Origin of the sequence: Pontixanthobacter luteolus, from assembly GCF_009828095.1 — a bacterium.
Lineage (GTDB): Bacteria > Pseudomonadota > Alphaproteobacteria > Sphingomonadales > Sphingomonadaceae > Pontixanthobacter > Pontixanthobacter luteolus.
On record NZ_WTYP01000002.1, the window covers coordinates 216,224 to 234,069 of the forward strand.

Annotated in this window: 14 protein-coding genes; 6 read left to right on the forward strand and 8 right to left on the reverse strand. The window is 60.4% G+C overall.

Translation table 11 applies throughout. The features are described from left to right. The first annotated feature begins 116 nt into the window (after positions 1-116). Complete coding sequence (locus GRI43_RS09610; RefSeq protein WP_160730912.1) at positions 117-1,079, forward strand: oxidoreductase; 963 nt, start codon at positions 117-119, stop codon at positions 1,077-1,079. Here the strand turns inward: GRI43_RS09610 and GRI43_RS09615 are convergent. From GRI43_RS09615 to GRI43_RS09640, 6 genes are all read right to left on the reverse strand, one after another. Further along, complete coding sequence (locus GRI43_RS09615; RefSeq protein WP_160730913.1) at positions 1,076-1,738, reverse strand: endonuclease III domain-containing protein; 663 nt, start codon at positions 1,736-1,738, stop codon at positions 1,076-1,078. The two genes, GRI43_RS09610 and GRI43_RS09615, sit on opposite strands and share 4 nt — an antisense overlap. Before the next feature lie 6 nt (positions 1,739-1,744). Then, complete coding sequence (locus GRI43_RS09620; RefSeq protein WP_160730914.1) at positions 1,745-2,458, reverse strand: endonuclease III domain-containing protein; 714 nt, start codon at positions 2,456-2,458, stop codon at positions 1,745-1,747. Positions 2,459-3,012: 554 nt separating this feature from the next. After that, positions 3,013-4,587, reverse strand: a complete 1,575-nt coding sequence (gene guaA, locus GRI43_RS09625) for a glutamine-hydrolyzing GMP synthase (RefSeq protein WP_160730915.1) — start codon at positions 4,585-4,587, stop codon at positions 3,013-3,015. Between the two features lie 504 nt (positions 4,588-5,091). Beyond that, the gene (locus GRI43_RS09630) at positions 5,092-6,645 is read right to left on the reverse strand and encodes a class I adenylate-forming enzyme family protein (RefSeq protein WP_235903718.1); all 1,554 of its coding nucleotides are present in this window, start codon (positions 6,643-6,645) and stop codon (positions 5,092-5,094) included. Positions 6,646-6,675: 30 nt separating this feature from the next. Further along, positions 6,676-8,058, reverse strand: coding sequence for an L-serine ammonia-lyase (locus GRI43_RS09635; RefSeq protein WP_160731672.1), 1,383 nt, complete (start codon positions 8,056-8,058; stop codon positions 6,676-6,678). A 69-nt stretch (positions 8,059-8,127) separates the two neighbouring features. After that, entirely contained in the window at positions 8,128-8,829 is a 702-nt protein-coding gene (locus GRI43_RS09640; protein ID WP_160730916.1) for a ZIP family metal transporter, read from the reverse strand. A gap of 98 nt (positions 8,830-8,927) precedes the next feature. On the opposite strand from GRI43_RS09640, the gene gyrB reads away from it, so the two are divergent. The 5 genes from gyrB to GRI43_RS09665 all read left to right on the forward strand — a co-directional run bounded on the left by gyrB (position 8,928) and on the right by GRI43_RS09665 (position 16,455). Further along, positions 8,928-11,459, forward strand: a complete 2,532-nt coding sequence (gyrB, locus tag GRI43_RS09645) for a DNA topoisomerase (ATP-hydrolyzing) subunit B (protein ID WP_202391691.1) — start codon at positions 8,928-8,930, stop codon at positions 11,457-11,459. Positions 11,460-11,474: 15 nt separating this feature from the next. Further along, positions 11,475-12,275 carry a M50 family metallopeptidase gene (locus GRI43_RS09650; RefSeq protein WP_235903719.1) on the forward strand — a complete coding sequence of 267 codons (801 nt, stop codon included), beginning with the start codon at positions 11,475-11,477 and terminating at the stop codon, positions 12,273-12,275. Between the two features lie 52 nt (positions 12,276-12,327). Further along, positions 12,328-13,404, forward strand: coding sequence for an AI-2E family transporter (locus GRI43_RS09655; protein ID WP_160730917.1), 1,077 nt, complete (start codon positions 12,328-12,330; stop codon positions 13,402-13,404). A gap of 20 nt (positions 13,405-13,424) precedes the next feature. Continuing rightward, a complete protein-coding gene (locus GRI43_RS09660) occupies positions 13,425-14,609 on the forward strand; it encodes an aminoacetone oxidase family FAD-binding enzyme (protein WP_160731676.1) in 1,185 nt (394 codons plus the stop codon). Positions 14,610-14,682: 73 nt separating this feature from the next. Next, on the forward strand, positions 14,683-16,455 hold the full coding sequence (locus tag GRI43_RS09665; protein WP_160730918.1) for a bifunctional metallophosphatase/5'-nucleotidase: 1,773 nt from the start codon (positions 14,683-14,685) through the stop codon (positions 16,453-16,455). Positions 16,456-16,488: 33 nt separating this feature from the next. On the opposite strand, the gene GRI43_RS09670 is transcribed toward GRI43_RS09665, so the two are convergent. Both GRI43_RS09670 and GRI43_RS09675 read right to left on the reverse strand, forming a co-directional pair. Continuing rightward, complete coding sequence (locus GRI43_RS09670; protein ID WP_160730919.1) at positions 16,489-17,115, reverse strand: hypothetical protein; 627 nt, start codon at positions 17,113-17,115, stop codon at positions 16,489-16,491. Positions 17,116-17,147: 32 nt separating this feature from the next. Then, complete coding sequence (locus GRI43_RS09675) at positions 17,148-17,807, reverse strand: lysophospholipid acyltransferase family protein (protein WP_160730920.1); 660 nt, start codon at positions 17,805-17,807, stop codon at positions 17,148-17,150. Between the last annotated feature and the right edge of the window lie 39 nt (positions 17,808-17,846).

Genomic DNA, 17,846 nt, shown 5'->3' on the forward strand with positions numbered 1-17,846 from the left:
TTTCACCAGACTGGATGGTGGCTGTGATTCTTTGGGCAGGAGGATTTGTACCCAGCGGGTTGATTTCGCCGCCGCGCGGGCGGATCATGTCCGGGTTGCTGAGCAAAGGAAATGTCATGGTGTCCGAACAGAAGCCCCTATCGTCACCCTTCGGGTATCGGTCCACCGCGATGGAAGTCGCAGACGGCATCGACTTGTCCGGCATGAACATCATCGTGACCGGGGGCTATTCGGGTATCGGGACAGAAACCGTGCGCGCATTGGTCAGCGGCGGCGCGCAGGTAATTGTCGGTGCGCGCCGGCCTGACGTGGCACGCGAAGTGCTGGCCGAAATGGGCGAGAACATCACCATCCTTCCGCTCGATCTGTCGGACCCGGATTCGATCAACGGTTTCGCAGATCTTGTTGGCGGGCAGATGGACGGGGTGGATATCCTGATCAACAATGCAGCGATCATGGCCTGCCCCCTGGCACGCGATGCGCGCGGCTATGAAAGCCAGTTCGCGACCAATCATCTCGGCCATTTCCAATTGACCGCGCGTCTCTGGCCGCTGCTGGCGGCAGCAGGCGGTGCGCGCGTAGTGGTGCTTTCGTCGATCGGGCACCGCCTCAACGGGCTGGATCTCGACGATCCCAATTTCGAGACCCGCGAATACGACAAATGGCTCGCTTATGGTCAGGCGAAATCGGCCAATGCGCTGTTTGCGTTGCAGCTCGACAAATTTGGTGAGCCGCACGGAGTGCGCGCATTCGCGGTTCATCCCGGCGGTATCGCCACGCCCTTGCAGCGCCATCTGACGATGGAAGAACAGCGGGCAATGGGCTGGTATGACGAAGAGGGCAACGTCCACGAGGCGTTCAAATCGGTAGAGGAAGGGGCGGCAACCAGCGTGTGGTGCGCGGTATCGCCTCTGCTTGAGGGCATGGGCGGCGTCTATTGCGAGAATTGCGACATCGCTGCGCCTGCTGGCGATGATGTGCCAATGGGCGGCGTGCATCCGCATGTACGCGACGAAGCCCTGGCCCAGGCGCTGTGGGACAAGTCCGAGGAAATGACCGGGGTCATTTTTCGCCCCTAACCGCTCTGCCTGTCAGCATAGTACAGGCAAAGATCGCTGACCGGGCAGGTTTCGCATTTCGGCGCACGGGAAGTGCAAATCCGTTTACCGAATTGAATCAGCCAGAAATGCCCGTCTCGCAGTGCCCATTCCGGGGAACGTTGCTCCAATTGCTGCGCGGTCCTGTCCGCGGTTTTTGCTTCGGTCAGACCGATCCGGTTGCAGACGCGGTGGACATGGGTGTCGACCGCGATCACGTCTTTGCCGAAGGTGAAACTGAGGACAATGTCGGCACATTTGCGGCCGATGCCCGGCAGCGACAGCAGACCTTCGCGCGTGTCCGGCACCGCTGCGCCATGCTCCCCGATCAACGCCTCGCAAAAGGCGCGAATGTTGCGCGTCTTGTTGTTGTAAAGCCCGCATGGCTTGATCGCCGCAGCAATGTCTCGGTCATCCAGTTCAAGCATCGCGTGCGGGTTGGTCGCCAGTGAAAACAGCGCGCGGCTGGCCTTGGCCGTATTGCGGTCCAGCGACTGGGCAGAAAGCATACAGGAGATGCACGAACGAAACGCATCCGGCTGCCCCTTTGGCCCCTTGGCGTTTTTCGTGCGGCCCGGCATCGCCTTTGCCAGGCGCCGGTAAACCGCGTCCACCTGTGATGTATCGAGCAATTCGGCCATGCCGTTTCAGCGAGCGAGAGGCGTTCCGGTTCCTGTTTCGCAGTCGCTGCGAACTGGGCATTCGGCGCATTGCGGCTGGCGCGGCCGGCAGAATGTCTGGCCGAGTTTTTTCAGCAGCAAATGATGTTCGTCAATGTCGGCGGCCGACCATTCATCGGGCACGACCGGCATCAACGCGTCATAGGTTCTGGCAGTGTCGGCCTTTGCCGGGACAATTCCCATACGCTGCATGATCCGGCGGTGATGCCCGTCGATCACCATCACCTTGCGCGCGAAACTGCTGGCATTCATCACCCCTGCGCTGTTCTTGCGCGCAACACCGGGCAGCCGTTCGAGCCACGCCATCGCGTCTTCAAGGTCGAGATTGGACAGGTGGCGCAGGTCAACAGAACCCCTTTCCGCAATGATCGCGCCCAGACAATCCTTGAGCCGCTGCGCCGCAACTTTCGGAAAAGTCTGCCGCTTCAGCCGCGCCTCCAGATCCTTCACCGGCACCGCCGCCACCGCTTCCCACGAACCGTATTCGGCCAGCAATCCATCGGTGGAGGCATTGGATGCCGCCGTCTTGGTCTGCGCGCCGATCACTCCGTGCACCAGCACCCATTCAGGCGCACGGCGTTTGCCGTCAGGCCGGACGATGCGGCCGAAACGCGCGATCAACGCGGCTTGAATGCGCCGCAAGGTTTCAGTGCGCGGATCGGGGCCCAGCGGGAGTTGCATATATGCTAGAGGCTATCGCCGCCGGCCGGGAGGATGCCCAGACGCCACCTTGTCCACTTTGAAGGTAGCGGCGGGATTGAATGATTTGGTCCGCAGTCACCATCATTTACAATCCAACTTGTGCGTCCCGATAGGCTGCGATCAGCGAACAGGTGATGATTTTGCGCCTTGATCGCATTGCAGGCTGCATGCGCCGATTGGGCGACCAGCGGCCTCGGATCGGATCCCATACGTTCGAGTGCCGGTAGAACTTCGGGCTTGAGAGAATAGGCAAGCAATCCGCAGGCACGGTACCTTACCATATACGACCGATCTTCGGTCGCAGCCAATCCGAGTTCGACTGCTTCATCCGCGATCCGCGCATAGCGTGTTGCGTAGTAAACCAGAGCAGTTCGCCCTTGCCATGTTCTGAAATGAGGGAAAGCCTGCCGCATAAATCGCACCACGCCAAACCCGAGAGGTCGCAACTTGGCCCAAGCCAGATCCTGCTGTTCACTGGCTGCGGTATCAAGCCGCGCGACAGCTTCAGAGACCTGCTCTTCCCGCTTCAAAAATCACTCCCACTCGATCGTTCCCGGCGGTTTGCTGGTGTAGTCGTAAACCACGCGGTTGATGCCCTGCACTTCGTTGACGATGCGGGTGGCGCACCCGGTCAGGAAGCTGGCGTCGAAGGGATAGACATCTGCCGTCATACCGTCGGTGCTGGTCACCGCGCGCAGGCCGCAGACGCTGTCATAGGTGCGGGCATCGCCCATCACGCCGACGGTCTTGACCGGCAGCAGCACGGCAAATGCCTGCCAGATGGCGTCATACAATCCGGCGTTGCGGATTTCCTCGAGATAGATCGCGTCCGCTTTGCGCAAGATGTCGCAGCGTTCCTTGGTCACTTCGCCGGGAATGCGGATCGCAAGGCCCGGGCCGGGGAACGGGTGACGGCCAACGAAGACATCGGGCAAGCCCAGTTCGCGGCCCAGATCGCGGACTTCATCCTTGAACAATTCGCGCAAGGGTTCGACCAGTTGCATGTTCATGCGTTCGGGCAGGCCGCCGACATTGTGGTGGCTCTTGATCGTAACCGACGGGCCGCCGGTGAAGGACACACTTTCGATCACATCGGGATAGAGTGTACCCTGCGCGAGGAAATCTGCGCCGCCGACTTTCTTCGCCTCCGCTTCGAACAGGTCGATGAATGCGCCGCCGATGAATTTGCGTTTTTTCTCAGGGTCGGTTTCACCCTTCAGCCCGCCCAGGAATTGTTCTTCGGCGTCCACGTGGACCAGCGAGATATTGTAGTGGTCGCGGAACAGGGTCACGACCTGTTCTGCCTCGTTCATGCGCATCAATCCGTGATCGACGAAAACGCAGGTCAGCTGGTCGCCGATGGCCTCGTGGATCAGCACTGCTGCAACTGCCGAATCGACGCCGCCGGACAGGCCGCAGATGACCTTGCCGTCACCCACCTGCGCGCGGATTTCCTCAATCTTGGTCTTGCGGAATTCGGCCATCGTCCAGTCACCGGCCAGACCGCACACATGGCGCACGAAATTGGCGAGCAGCTTTGCACCGTCGGGCGTGTGGACGACTTCGGGGTGGAACTGGGTGCCGTAAAACTTGCGCTTTTCATCGGCGATAACCGCGAACGGCGCGCCGTCGCTGGTGGCAACGATTTCAAATCCTGGTGCAAACTGGGTGACCTTGTCGCCGTGGCTCATCCATACCTGATGCCGCTCGCCTACTTTCCAGAGGCCATCGAACAGGGCGCACTCTTTTGTCACGGTCAAATAAGCGCGGCCAAACTCGCCGCCTTCACCCGATTCGTGACCGCGCCGGACCTCGCCGCCCAGCTGGTGGCTCATGACCTGCTGCCCGTAGCAAATCCCAAGGATCGGGACGCCGGCCTCGAACAGGATTTCCGGCGCACGGGGCGATCCTTCGTCGGGGACGCCTGCGGGCGAACCTGACAGGATGATGCCTTTGGGCTTCATCCGCTTGAACGCCTCTTCCGCCATGCTGAACGGGGCGATTTCCGAATAGACACCAGCCTCGCGAACGCGCCGCGCAATAAGCTGGGTCACCTGGCTGCCGAAATCGACGATGAGGATGGAATCGGGGAGATGTGCTTGGTCCATGGCGCGTGGCGATAAGACGGCGCGGGGAAGCTGGCAAGCGCCCGCGAGCGATCCTGCACGGACCATGTGGCCTGTTTCAGGGGCGCACGACATGCCAGCCAGGCCGAAGGCAAGCGGCGCCGGTGGATGAACGCGCAGTGGCAGTCACGCTTTGGCCAATCGCAAGGACAACGAGACCCCACAGCCAAGTTGCAAAAAACGCAACATTGCTACACCTTTTCTCATTTGTGTAAAGTTAGGCGCAACATTATTACAAGGGTCGAACCGGCGGTCAGGTCCTCCTCTCCCTTATACTGCCCCCGGTGACGACAGGACATCCAGGCGCACTCCTCCTCCCTCGCGTCGGATCTTCTGGCTCTCGTCGAAGCTGCCCGCGAGTGCAGCAGGATGCCCGGCCAACCGGCCCGCCATCCAACCGGCGAAAGCGATCAGAGACGCGGCTGCCTTTCAGTCCCCCTTAAAACTTTAGGCAGCCGCGTCTCCCAACGCTCCCGCAAGCACACGTCAGTCGGGCAAGCCAATCCGCTCTGCCTCTGCCCGCAATTCTGTTTTCAGCAGCTTGCCGATGTGGCTGCGGGGCATTTCATCGATTGCATGCAATTGAGCCAGACGCTGGGTCTTGCCCAGCCGTGCATTGACCGCTTGCTGCACTGCCGCGGGTTCTGCTTCCCCTTCCATCACAACGAAGCCGACCGGGGTTTCTCCCCATTTGCGGCTTGGGACGCCGATCACGGCAGCCTCTTTCACGCCCTCTTCCTTGAGCAGCTCGTTTTCCAGATCGACCGGATAGATATTGAAACCGCCGGAAATGATCATGTCCTTCTCGCGCCCGACGAGTTCGACGAAACCGTCTTCGTCGACCCGGCCGATGTCGCCCATCCGCATCCACCATTCGCCGGTGTCCGGATCGATCCACTGTGCCTCCGATGTCTTGTCAGGGCGGTTCTTGTAACCGCTCATCATCGCCGGGCCGCGTCCGATCAGCTCGCCTGCTTCACCCGGGGGCAGCAGCCGGCCCTGCTTGTCCATCACCTTCAGCTGGCTGCCCGGTGCCGGCTGACCCACAGTATGCAGCTTGTCGGGATGCTCATGCGCTTGCAGCAGGCAGACAACGCCGCCTTCGGTCATCGAATAAATCTCGATCAACCCGCCAGGCATTCGTTTTAGCACTTTCGCTTTCAGCTCGGCAGAAAACGGCGCGGAGGTGCAGTATTTGATCTGCAGGCTGGACAGGTCGAAATCGTCAAAGGCGGGCTCATCCATCAGCCGTTGATACTGAACCGGGACCAGCATGGTGGTGGTTACACGGTCACGCTGGGCAAGCTCGAGCCACTTCTTCGTGCCGAATTTACCCATGATCGTCACCGTGCCGCCAGCCAGCAAGGCAGAAAGAAATGCGACCATGGTGGTGTTTGAATAAAGCGGTGTCGATGTCAGCGAACGCACCTCGCGGTTTGCCGCGAGATAGGATGCTGCGGTTGCTGCGAACTGCCGCCAGCGCATCAGGTGCGAATGCACGATCCCTTTGGGAATGCCGGTGGTCCCGCTGGAATAGATGATGTTAAAAGGCTCTTCTCCGCGCGGAACGAAAGGCGATGCCTTCGCGCCTTCCTGCCCCATCCATGCGTCCAGCTCCTCGTCCAGAACGATCCGGTCGAGGCCAGCCATGAAATCATCACCCAGTTCGGTCAGCTTGGCCCGGTCGATGAACAGATGCCGTGCGCCAGAATCCTTTGCCATGCCTTCAAGCTGCTGCGGGCTGGCGCTGGTCGTCAGCGGGGCCGCCACACCGCCGGCGAGGACTGCGGCGAGGAACACCAGACCGTAGTTGACAGTCGAAGTGCCAAGGATGGCGACCGATTGCCCCTGCTGCAGGCCGGTTTCCTGGAGGCGCGATGCGATACGCTCTATCCGGTCCACCATTTCGCGCCAATTCAGTTCGACATCATCGTCGCGCATCGCGGGTTTGTCTGGCTGAATATCAGCCCAAAGCCGGAAGATTTCCCGGTAAGTACCGTAAGGCGCGCTGAGTTTCTCGAGCATGTTTTCCTGAGTCATGTCCGGACCCTAACCGGACCGCTCAGGCAATCAACATTCGATTACGTTTACCGCCAGTCCGCCCTGACTGGTTTCCTTGTACTTGGTCGACATGTCGAGGCCGGTCTGGCGCATCGTTTCGATAACCTGGTCAAGCGAAACGAGGGTCATTTCATCGCGGTGCAAGGCCAGCCGCGCGGCGTTCACCGCCTTGACTGCGCCGATCGCATTGCGTTCGATGCAGGGGACCTGCACCAGCCCGCCCACCGGGTCGCAGGTCAGGCCAAGATTGTGTTCCATCCCGATTTCGGCGGCGCTGGCGATCTGCGTTGGCGATCCGCCCCACAATGCAGCGAGCCCGCCCGCTGCCATCGAACAGGCAACACCGACTTCGCCCTGACAGCCCATCTCTGCACCCGAAATCGAGGCGCGCTGTTTGTAAAGCAGCCCGATCGCGCCAGCAGTCAGCAGGAATTTACGCCTGCTGTCACGGCACGCACGGTCTTCGGCATCAAGGCAGTAGAACCGCATGACCGCAGGCAGGATGCCCGCTGCGCCATTGGTGGGCGCGGTCACCACCTTGCCCCCGGCGGCGTTTTCTTCGTTCACTGCCATCGCGAAACAATTGAGCCAATCGAACAATTGTTCGCGTTCGTTCGATTGCGGCGCGCCGTCCAGCTTCGCCCACAATTCAGGCGCACGCCGGCGCACATTCAATCCGCCGGGCAGGATACCGGTCTGCTGCAGGCCGCGCGCAATGCAATCGTCCATTGCCTGCGCAATATTGTCGATGCCCGAGCACGTTTTCGCGCGGGGCCGCATCGCGTCCTCATTGGCCAGCACAATTTCGTGGATCGGCAATTCATGCTCGGCAGACAGGGCCAGCAATTCAGCCGCCGATCCGAAAGCAAACGGCACTGCACTGCCAACGGTAATGCGGTCGTTTTTCGGCGGGTTTTTCAGCTGCCTTTCGGTCGCGATGAAGCCGCCGCCGGTCGAATAATAGGTCCGGTCCGAAAGCAGCTCCCCTTGGCGGTCGAACGCGCGCAAGCGCATCCCGTTGGGGTGCAGCGCAGGCACGATGTGTCCGGCCAAATCCACATCGGCACGGCTGTCGAAGCCGATATCGCGCTTCCCACAAAGCGGCAGGATGCTTTCATTTTCCAGGCGTGCCATCTGCGCTTCGGCCACGGCCGGATCGAAAGTCTCCGGCTTGTGCCCCATCAGCCCCAGGATCGCAGCTCTGGGTGTACCGTGACCCACCCCGGTCAGCGCCAATGAGCCTTGCAATTCGATATGCACACGTTCGGCACGGTCCAGCTTGCCCGACCGCTTCAGCGCCTTCAGAAACATGGCAGATATGCGCATCGGGCCGACCGTATGCGAACTGGAGGGGCCAATCCCGATCCGGAAAATATCGAGCACAGAAAGCATGCCGTCTTCGTTGCGCCGGTGCTTGCCCTGCGTCAACCGGTTTCATTTGAAACCAGCTGCACGGGTATCTTACTTGCCCAGCTGCCCCAGTCCGAATGCCACCATCACGCCAAGCGCCGTCGCCACCCCGACCCAGTGCCATTTTTCGCGGTATGCCTTTGGGAATACCTCCATTGCCAGGCTGGCAACAACGGCCCCTGCAGCAAAGCAGCGCAAACCCGACAGCCAGTCTTCGGACACTCCCGACAGCAGCACGTTGCCGCCGATCGCTGCTGCGGCGAGCACAACCGCAGCCATGGCCCACATTCCGAACGTGGCCACGTTTGACCGGCCGCTCTTCTGCATTTCCTTTGCTCCGCCCGCTGCCTCTGGCAGGTTGGAGAGCAGGATCGAGCCGGCAAGCGCAGCGGTTTCCATCGGCCCCGCACCGATCAAGGCAACGCCGAGCGCAAGGTTTTCGGGTATCCCGTCTGCGACAATTGCGGCCAGCAGCCCGCCGCCTGATTCGTTCGCAACATATGTGTCCAGGCAATATTCGATCAGGGCAAACAGCGATGCGCCCGCCATCAGGCCAACCGCGCCGATCCACAGCGGGCTTCGTTCGAGCGAAGGCTCGATCAGCTCGCTCGTTACCGATAGCAGCAAGGCTCCGCCCGCAAGCGCCACAAGGAAGCTTTCGGTCCTCCGGCCGAGCCTGCCATAGACACCCCAGGCCGCACCGATCAGCAACGCGCCGGTCACCACCCCGACCACCAGAAGTGTCATCATCATGGTGTTGTTATTCCGGGCAATCCCAGGATCGGTCAATAGGCTGTGGAAGGATGCCTTCGGACCTTCCTATAACCCTCGGCAACGCCTATATATCAAGGATGAGCGAAACACCTGAAACTCCCAAGAACATGCCCCCCGAAAAAGTCGTCCAGATGGGCGAATACGGGGCCGATTCCATCAAGGTGCTGAAAGGCCTCGACGCGGTCCGCAAACGGCCCGGCATGTATATCGGCGATACAGATGACGGCAGCGGCCTGCATCACATGGTGTTCGAAGTTTCAGACAACGCAATCGACGAGGCGCTGGCCGGTCACTGCGACCTTGTTCTGATCGAACTGAACCCCGATGGATCGGTTTCGGTCGAAGATAACGGCCGCGGCATCCCGGTCGACATGCACAAGGGCGAAGGCGTTTCGGCGGCAGAAGTTATCATGACCCAGCTGCACGCCGGCGGTAAGTTCGAAAACACCAATGACGACAACGCCTACAAGGTGTCCGGCGGCCTCCACGGGGTTGGCGTATCGGTCGTGAACGCATTGTCGGAATGGCTCGAACTGGTGATCTGGCGTGACGGCAAGGAGCACTGGATGCGCTTCGAGCACGGCGACGCTGTCAATTCGCTGGAAGTTCGCGGCGATGCCCCGCCGGTTGACAGCAATGGCGACAAGAACGGCCTGAAGAAGGGCACGCGCGTCACATTCATGGCCAGCGAAGACACGTTCAAGAACGTGACCACCTACGATTTCGACAAGCTCGAACATCGCTACCGCGAACTCGCGTTCCTCAATTCGGGCGTACGCATCCTGATCCGTGACAGGCGCGGTGAAGAGCCGTTGGAACATGACCTGTTCTATGAAGGCGGGATTGCCGCATTTGTAGGCTTCCTCGACCGGAACAAGCACGCGCTCATTCCGGAACCGATCGCCATTTCGGCTGAAAAAGACGGCATCGGCATCGATGTCGCGCTGGAATGGAACGACAGCTATTATGAAAACGTCCTGTGTTTCACCAACAACATCCCGCAGCGCGACGGCGGAACCCACCTTGCCGCGTTCCGAACTGCGCTGACCCGGACGCTCAACAATTACGCCGCCAGTTCGGGCATGCTCAAGAAGGAGAAAGTCACGCTTTCGGGTGAAGACATGCGCGAAGGCCTGACCGCGATTGTTTCAGTCAAGCTACCCGATCCCAAATTCTCCAGCCAGACCAAGGACAAGCTCGTCAGCAGCGAAGTTCGCGGCCCGCTGGAAGGGTTGATGGGCGACAAGATGACCGAATGGCTGGAAGAAAATCCTGCCAATGCAAAAATCATCATCCAGAAAATCATCGACGCTGCCGCTGCCCGCGAAGCTGCGAAAAAGGCACGCGAACTGACCCGCCGCAAGGGCGCGATGGATATCGCCTCGCTGCCCGGCAAGCTGGCCGATTGTCAGGAACGCGATCCGGCAAAGTCCGAACTGTTCCTGGTTGAGGGCGATTCCGCAGGTGGCAGTGCCAAGCAGGGGCGTGACCGGCATTACCAGGCGATCCTGCCGCTGAAGGGTAAAATCCTGAACGTCGAACGCGCACGTTTCGACCGGATCATTTCGTCGAAGGAAGTCGGCACGCTGATCCAGGCGATGGGCACCGGGATCCGCGATGAATTCAACATCGAAAAGCTGCGCTATCACAAGGTCGTGATCATGACCGACGCTGACGTCGACGGTGCGCATATCCGGACCCTGCTGCTGACTTTCTTCCACCGCCAGATGCCGGAGATCATCAAGAATGGTCACCTGTTCATCGCCCAACCGCCGCTGTTCAAGGTCAGCAAGGGGCGCAGCGAAGTGTACCTTAAAGATCAGGCCGCGATGGATCGCTATCTGGTCGCAGGCGGGCTGCAAGGCCGCATTCTGGAAAGCGAAAGCGGTGCGCGAGCCGGGACCGAGCTAGAAGCGCTCGTGGAACATGCGCTGCGCATTCGCAACCTGATGGCGTTTGTACCGAACAAGTATGATTACGGCATGATCGAAGCCTTGGCACTGGCCGGCGCGCTTGCTCCAGATATCAACCGCGAGACGCGGCAGGCTGCGCTCGAAGATGCGGCCCGGCGGCTGCAAATGGGCGATACAGAGGCAAGATGGTCGGCGCAGCTTCGCGAGGATGGCAGCATTCGTCTCGACCGCCTGTGGCGCGGCGTCACCGATGTGCACGAAGTCGAAGCTGCCTTCGTTGAAAGCGCGGAGGCACGCAAACTGCATCGCCTCGCGAGCGAAAACGCCGATGTCTACGAAACGCCTTCGCGCCTCGTAAAGGGCAGCGCCGACACCGACGAAGACGGCGAGGAAAGCGACGCGGTCGAGGTGAACGGTGATGACGCAATCACCCGCCCGACGCAGTTGCTGGACGCAGTGCTCGCCGCTGGCCGCAAGGGCCTGTCGAGCCAGCGCTACAAGGGTCTGGGCGAAATGAACGCGGAACAGCTGTGGGAGACCACTCTGGACCCGGAAAATCGCGCATTGCTGCAGGTCAAGGTGGAGGATGCGGACGTTACCGACGAGATCTTCACCCGGCTTATGGGCGATGTCGTCGAGCCACGCCGTGAATTCATTCAGGACAACGCTCTCAACGTCGCCAATCTCGACGTTTAGAGGCAGGCGACGGGTATGAGCAAACGCCTGTCGGAGCGGCTGCGCAACCCGTTCGCCCGGAATACGGTCACGCCTGCGAAGTTCGGCATGTCGCGGCAAAAATCCGAGAACCATCCACTGTGGCTGGCACTGGCCGCAGCGATCATCATCGTTCTGCCAAAACTGCCGCTCGGCAATTACATAATCTATCCGTTCATGATCCTGACCACGTGGTTTCATGAGATGGGGCACGGGCTGACGGCAATCCTGCTGGGGCACGAATTCAAGGAGCTGGTAATCTTTGCCAGCGGGAGCGGATACGCTCTCACAATGTCGCCGCCAGACACCTTTGCGTTGTCGCAGGCACTCATCAGCATGGGCGGACCGCTGGGTCCGGCGATTTTCGGATCACTGCTGATTCTGGCCTCGCAAACCGACCGGGCACGGCGGCTGGCGCTGTACACGCTGGGTTTCGTGATCATCCTGTCGACTGCAATCTGGGTCAGGAGCCTGGTCGGCTGGCTGGTCCTGCTGCCGATGGGTGCTGCGATCCTTTTCACCGCGCAGAAAGCCACTCCGGAAATCAGCCGCTTTGCAGTGCAGTTTCTGGGCGTGAATGCGGCGATCAGCATGTTCGGGCAGTGGCGCTATCTGTTTTCGGTCGGCGGAACGATTGGCGGATCGCATCAGAAATCCGATACCGCAGCGATTGCAGATCAGCTGCATTTGCCGCACTGGTTCTGGGCAAGCGGGCTGATCCTGATTGGCTTGTTGATGATTGGTGCCAGCCTGTACCGTGTCTTGCGCAAGCGGGACACGCAGTGGACGGTCCATTGACGACCCGCAGCAACGAAGCGCGGGGCAGGCTGATATACGGGGAGGGCCAACAATGACGGATCAGACAAGCAAGATCGGCATCGAACGGGGCGGTTTCATCCTGTTCCTTGCGTTGGTCACTCTGGGTGTCATCCTCGTGGTGCTGCCTTTTGCGCGCCCGCTGTTGTGGGCCGCGCTGGCTGCGATCATGTTCCAGCCGCTATACCGATGGATGCTACCCCGCTGCGGCGACAGCCCGAACAGGGCGGCAATTGCCACCTTGCTGATCATTACCTTTGCCGTGGTCCTGCCTACATTCCTGATCGGCAGTGTGGTTATCGAAGAAGCGGTTGCGGTGTTCTTTGCCTTTCGCGACGGCAATATCGACGTGTCGGCTTGGTTCACGCAGGTGTTTGACGCATTGCCCGGCGGCATCCAGTCCGCGCTGGAAAGCTTTGGCCTCGGCAATCTCGACGGGCTTATCAACCGCACGCAGGATTTTGCTCGCGAAAGCACCGGCATGATCGCCCAGCGCGCTGTGGCCATCGGCAGCAGCGCCGCAGGGTTTGTGCTGGCATTCGGCGTCGGACTTTACGTCACCTATTTCCTGCTTCGCGACGGGAAGAAGATCGGAGCGGCTGTCGTGGCAGGGCTGCCGATGCAACCCGCGATTGCAAATGAATTGGCGGAAAAATTCCTGTCCATCGTTCGCGCCACGATCAAGGGATCGGTGGTCGTCGGGCTGGTTCAGGGCGCACTCGGGGCGATCACTTTCTGGATCGTCGGGATGCCATCGGTGATGCTGTTCGGCCTGCTGATGGCAGTGTTCTCCCTGCTCCCCGCACTTGGCCCTGCGCTGGTATGGGCACCGGTTGCGATTTACCTGCTCGCCACGGGGGCTATCTGGCAGGGGGTCGTGGTCATCGCCTCCGGCGTGCTGGTGATCGGCATGGCGGACAATGTCCTGCGGCCCATTCTGGTGGGGCGGGATACCGGCATCCCCGACTGGATCATCCTGATCACAACGCTGGGCGGAATTGGCCTGATGGGTCTTGCCGGAATCGTGGTCGGCCCGTTGCTTGGCGGCCTGTTCCTCGCCGGATGGACCATCGCGCGGCAGCAGCGCGAAGCCGAAGCGGCCGTCTTATAGCGTGACCTGTGGCTGATCGCGTGACCTATGATGCCATCATCCTTGGCGGCGGAGCTGCCGGCCTGTTCTGCGCCGCACGTGCAGGGCAGCGCGGCAAGCGTGTACTGGTGCTCGAACGCGCCGCCAAACCGGGGAAGAAAATCCTGATTTCAGGCGGCGGGCGGTGCAATTTCACCAATATCGGCGCGGGGCCTGCCAATTACCTTTCCGCCAATCCCCATTTCGCCAAGTCTGCGCTCAGCCGTTACACGCCCCGCGATTTCCTGGACCTTGTCGAAAGCCACGAAATTGCCTGGCACGAGAAAACTCTGGGCCAGTTGTTCTGCGATGACAGTGCCAAACAGATTGTCGCGATGCTGCTGTCCGAATGCGAAAAGGCGGCCGAGTTCGGCGGACAGGTCGACCTGCTGTGCGATCACGAAGTAACCGATGTGGCGTACGAAGACGGTGCCTATCTGGTAACTGCCAATGGTACACTGTTCGGTGCGCACACTCTGGTCATTGCGACCGGCGGGCCGTCGATCCCGAAAATGGGCGCGACCGGATTTGCCTATGACCTTGCGCGCCAATTCGGTCTGAAAGTGGTCGAGCCCCGGCCTGCGCTCGTCCCGCTGACGCTGGGCGGCGAAGATGTGCTGTTCCGCGATCTGTCCGGCGTCGCGGCTCAGGTCGATGCGCATTGCGGCAAGACACAATTTCGCGAAGCGGCACTGTTCACGCACCGGGGGCTTTCCGGCCCATCGATCCTGCAAATCTCGTCTTACTGGCAACATGGCCGACCGATTGCGATCAATTTTCTGCCGCAGCACGGCGAGGGGTGGCTGCTCAATGCCAAGAACGAGCAGCCGCGAAGCACCCTGAAATCCCGCCTCAAGGAAGACTTGCCTGATAGGCTGGCGACTACGCTGGCTGAAAGGATCGGCATCGAAACCGAGCTTGGCAACACGCCGGACAAGGCACTGCGGCAGGCAGAGGCCCGGCTTGCCCGATGGGAATTTTGCCCCAACGGGACCGAGGGGTTTGCCAAGGCTGAAGTCACTGCGGGGGGAATCGATACTGCCGAACTTTCATCAAAGACGATGGAGTCCAGGAAGCAACCCGGCCTTTACGCGATTGGCGAGGCGGTCGATGTCACCGGCTGGCTGGGCGGCTATAACTTTCAATGGGCATGGGCATCTGCAGAGGCCGCAGCGCAGGCGATCTGACTGGCTGTCTGACAGGCTGGCTGAAAGGCGGCGCGGTCTTTACATCGTCATCTTGAAGCACCACCGACACTTCATGACATTTTTGCCCCGCACATCGCCCCGTATATCGCCCCGCGCATCGATTGCCGCCGTCTTGTCTGCCCTTGCCTTGTCGGCCTGTTCGACATTGCCCGATGCAGCGCCGCGTGCCGCGCCGGAACCAGCGACTCTCAAGATCGTCGGGCTGAATGATTTCCACGGCAACATCGAACCGATCCGCAGACCGATAAACGTAACCGACAATGCTGGCGAGACGCGGCAAGTGCACGCGGCTGGCGCGGCCTATCTGGCATCGGCGGTGCGCAAATATCGTGAGGGCGGAGATTACAGCCTGGTTATCGCAGCGGGCGACCTGATCGGCGGCAGCCCGCTTGCCTCTTCCATCTTTCTCGATGAACCGGCCATTGGCGCGATGAACCGGATCGGGCTGGATTTCAACGCAGTCGGCAATCACGAATTTGACCGCGGCTGGCGCGAACTGAAACGCATTCAGAACGGCGGCTGCGAGAAAACCGGTCTGCGCGAACCGTGTCAGGTCGAAAACCCCTATCCGGGCGCTGAATTCCGCTTTCTGGCCTCGAATGTCATCATGCCCGACGGGACCACACTGTTCCCGTCATACGGCGTACGCCGCTTCGGCGAAGGCGCTGCTGAACTGGCAGTTGGCGTCATCGGTCTGACGCTGAAAGATACACCGACCCTCGTCACCCCGAGCGGAGTCGCAGGGCTGACCTTTGCTGACGAAGCGGCATCGATCAATGCAGTCGTCCCTGAGCTGGTGAAGCAGGATGTCGACCTGATCGTGGTGTCGATCCATCAGGGGCTTTACACCGAAGTCGGCTATAACGACAAAAGCTGCGGCGGCGTTTCCGGACCGCTGATCGACATTCTGAAACAGGTCGATCCGCGAGTCGATGTGGTTATTTCGGGCCATACACACCGCGCCTACGTTTGCGATTTTTCCGCCATCGACCCGCAGCGCGAATTCCTGGTTACCAGCGCCGGATATGGCGGATCCATGCTGACCGACATCACGCTGACGGTCGATCCGGTGAGCGGCACGGTGCTGAGCAAATCGGCCGACAACATCGTCGTGCAAATCGCGGGTGAGGATGATGCGGCAGACGCATCGCTGGAAATATTCCAAGCCGACACCGAAGTTGCCGCTTATGTCGCGCAATACGTGGCCGCCTCAAGCGCGGCGGCACAGCGCCCGGTAGGGAAAATCCCGGCTCCGGCTGATGATCCCGGCCCGTCAACCGAAGAAACCGCGCTGGGCAATCTGATCGCGGATGCCCAGCTGTTCGGCACGCTGGATGCCGGCGCGCAGATCGCCTTCATGAACAATTCGGGTATCCGCACGGGATTGCGCCCTACCGATGACGGCACGATCACCTTCGGCGACATCTACACGGTCCAGCCGTTCGGCAACACGCTGGTCACGAAAAGCTTTACCGGGGCGCAATTGCTGGCCCTGCTGGAACAGCAATTCGACGATCAGGGATTTGTTCAGACATTCTCCGCCTCGCAAGGTTTCACGATGAGCTGGGATATGTCGCGGCCCATGGGTAGCCGGGTTGTTTCAGCGATGCTGAATGGCGCGCCTATCGATCCCGCTGCGACTTACCGCATCACCATGAACAGCTTTCTGGCAGCAGGCGGCGACAGCTTCACGGTGTTTGAAGAGGGAACAGATGTCGTGAACGGGCCGGTCGATCTGGACGTGATGCAAGCCTATCTGGCGCAGCAGGAAGTCACGCCATTACCGGCGATCGGACGGATGCAGGATATTACTCCCGGCAGCTGACCATTAACTGGCCAATCGGGCAAACAATCCGCCTCAGGCGGAACGCAGGCCGGTAACACCGCGGGCGCCGCCATCTTGTGCGCTAAGCCCGGCAAACATGGTGTCGATAATCTGCGCCAGCTTGTCCAGCTGCAGCCTGTCTTCCAGCATCATCAGCATTTGCGGCGAGGTGTAGCAGACCACCATCTGGTTAATCAGCGTCAGCGCGCGGTCTATCTTCAGCCCTTCGAAATACCCTTCGGCCTGCGCCTGCGCGACCAGTTCGCTGAGGTAGTGATCGGCCAGATCGATATATCCGCGCACCTGCTCGAAACGGGCGGTGCCCAGCTCGCAATAAAGCGCGAACGTATCGGGGCTGCGGCGGTAGCGTTCCTGTTCGCGCACGAACCGGCGGGCGTAAAATTCATAGAATTTGCGGCGGATCGGAAGGTCTGACGCCAGCACCTCTTCCATGATTTCGATGTCGGGGGCGAACCAGTCTTCGACGATGGCGTCGAACAGGTCGCTTTCTTCGGGAAAAATCGCCTCGATCCGGGCACGCGAAACCTGCGCTTCATGCGCCAGAGTGACGCGCGTCACCTCGGAACCGCGGCGTTCGGTTACTTCGAGCGCCAGAGCGGCAAGCCGCCTGCGTTCTTTTTCTGCATCTTCGCGCGTCATCGAACCTTCCCTGCCGCACTTGGCGGTGAGGGCTATTTAGGGTCGATCGCCGGGGACTCAACCTCTTGTTCCGCCTGTATTTGGCGGGCCTGCTGTTCCAGCACCTTGTACCTGCCATATTCGGGGCGCTTCGACAGCATGAATTGGGCTATCTTGGCCAGATCTGCGCCGTAATCCCCAGTCGGGTAAATCGGCGGACCAAAGCCCAGCATCATATCGTCGTTGCAGACCCAGGCCGGTACGATGGGGACATTTGCGGCCATGGCAATATGATAGAACCCGGATTTCCAGCTACCGTCGCTCGCGCGGGTGCCCTCAGCCGCGATCACCAAGGCGAGCTGATCGCGCCGGGTAAATTCGGCGGCGACCTGATCGACCACATTGGCGCGTTTGGTCCGGTCGATGGGAATGCCGCCCATGTCGAGCATGAAGTTGCGCATGAAACCCTTGAACAGGGTGTGCTTGCCCATGAAGTTGGGATGGACGCCCTCTTCCTCGGTCGCGCCGAGGAAAAACACGAAATCCCAGTTGGACGTATGCGGCGCACCAGCAATGACAAATTTCGGCAGGTCGGGCAGGTGGCCGTCCAGCTTCCAGCCCTTCCAGTGATACAGCCAGATGATTATCCGCCGCACGATCCGCGACAAGACGGATCGTTGGCGAACCGGCTGGCTCGGCGATGTGTCGGACATGTTCTCTCCCAATGCCATCTGCCTAGCAGTTACGTAGGG